The 1,523-nt window shown below is 73.5% G+C and carries 2 protein-coding genes; one reads left to right on the top strand and one right to left on the bottom strand.

All coding sequences use genetic code 11. The features are described from left to right. Positions 1-254, bottom strand: a 254-nt coding sequence (locus C1J00_RS43090) for an acyl-CoA dehydrogenase family protein (protein ID WP_146046411.1), incomplete at its 3' end; no start/stop codon positions are given. Between the two features lie 118 nt (positions 255-372). Here C1J00_RS43090 and C1J00_RS43085 point away from each other — a divergent pair. After that, positions 373-1,523 (top strand): thiolase C-terminal domain-containing protein (locus C1J00_RS43085; RefSeq protein WP_102914200.1); only part of this gene is annotated, 1,151 nt, incomplete at its 3' end.

Raw genomic sequence — 1,523 nt, 5'->3', positions numbered from 1 at the left:
TGCCCGGCCGCGATCGCGTCCGCCGCGTGGGCCGCCATGACCTCCCAGGTGGAGCCGCCGACTCCGCCGCAGGTCTCGGGGAGGGCAAGGCCCGGCAGGCCCAGTCGCCCGGCGAGGGCGGCCCACAGGGCCCGGTCGTGTCCGGCCGGGGTGTCGACGGCGGCCCGCAGCTCTTCCGGACCGCACCGCTTGTCGAGCAGGTCGCGCAGGGTGCGGCGGATCTCGTCCTGTTCGTCGGTGAAGCGGGCATCCATGGGGCCACCTCTCTCCGCACCTCTCCCGCACATCTGACGGTTCGTCATATTAGGGCGGCGGAACAGGGAAGCCCAGAGCCCTGCCGCGTGCACACAGATCTGATGTACCGTCAGATGCATGGTGGCCCGGAGGAAAGTGGCCGTCGTCGGCGTGGCCCTCTCGGACTGCGGCCGCCTGGACGACGCGACGCCGTACACCCTGCACGCCCAGGCGGCCCGCCGCGCCCTGGCCGACGCGGGCCTGGACCGCACGCTGGTCGACGGTTTCGCCTCGGCCGGCCTCGGCACCCTGGCGCCCGTCGAGGTCGCCGCGCACCTGGGCCTGCGTCCCACCTGGGTCGACTCCACCTCAGTCGGCGGCTCCACCTGGGAGGTCATGGCGGCCCACGCGGCGGACGCGATCGCGGCCGGGCACGCCCGCGCGGTGCTGCTCGTCTACGGCTCGACGGCCCGCGCGGACGTCCACACGGGCCGCCGCACCGGGACCCTGTCCTTCGGCACGCGGGGCCCCCTGCAGTTCGAAGTCCCCTACGGCCACACCCTGATCGCCAAGTACGCCATGGCGGCACGCCGCCACATGATCGAGTACGGCACGACGATCGAGCAGCTGGCGGAGGTGGCCGTGCAGGCCCGGGCCAACGCGGCCCTCAACCCGGAGGCGACGTTCCGCACCCCGGTCACGGTCGAGGAGGTCCTGGCCGGGCCCATGATCGCGGACCCCTTCACCAAGCTGCACTGCTGCGTGCGGTCCGACGGCGGGGCGGCGGTGCTGCTGGTGGCGGAGGAGTACGTACGGGACTGCCGTACCTCGCCGGTGTGGGTGCTGGGGACCGGGGAGTCCGTCTCGCACGCGGCGATGTCCGACTGGCCGGACTTCACGGTGTCGCCGGCGGCGGTCAGCGGGCCGCTGGCGTTCGAACGGGCAGGGGTGCGGCCGTCGGAGATCGACGTCGCCGAGATCTACGACGCGTTCACCTACATGACGCTGGTCACGCTGGAGGACCTCGGCTTCTGCGCGAAGGGCGAGGGCGGGCCGTTCGTGGAGAAGGGGCGGCTGCTGGCCCGGGGCGGTGAGCTGCCGGTCAACACCGACGGGGGCGGCCTGTCGGCCCAGCACCCGGGGATGCGAGGGCTGTTCCTGCTGGTGGAGGCGGTGCGGCAGGTACGCGGGGAGTGCGGGGAACGCCAGGTACGGCGAAGTGACGGCTCGCTGCCGCGCCTGGCGGTGGCGTCGGGGACGGGGGGCTGGTTCTGCTCGTCGGGGACGGT

This window comes from Streptomyces cahuitamycinicus, assembly GCF_002891435.1.
Classification (GTDB): Bacteria; Actinomycetota; Actinomycetes; order Streptomycetales; family Streptomycetaceae; genus Streptomyces; species Streptomyces cahuitamycinicus.
The sequence above is the reverse complement of the archived record's forward strand: the minus strand, read 5'-3'. Positions and strand labels throughout refer to the sequence as shown.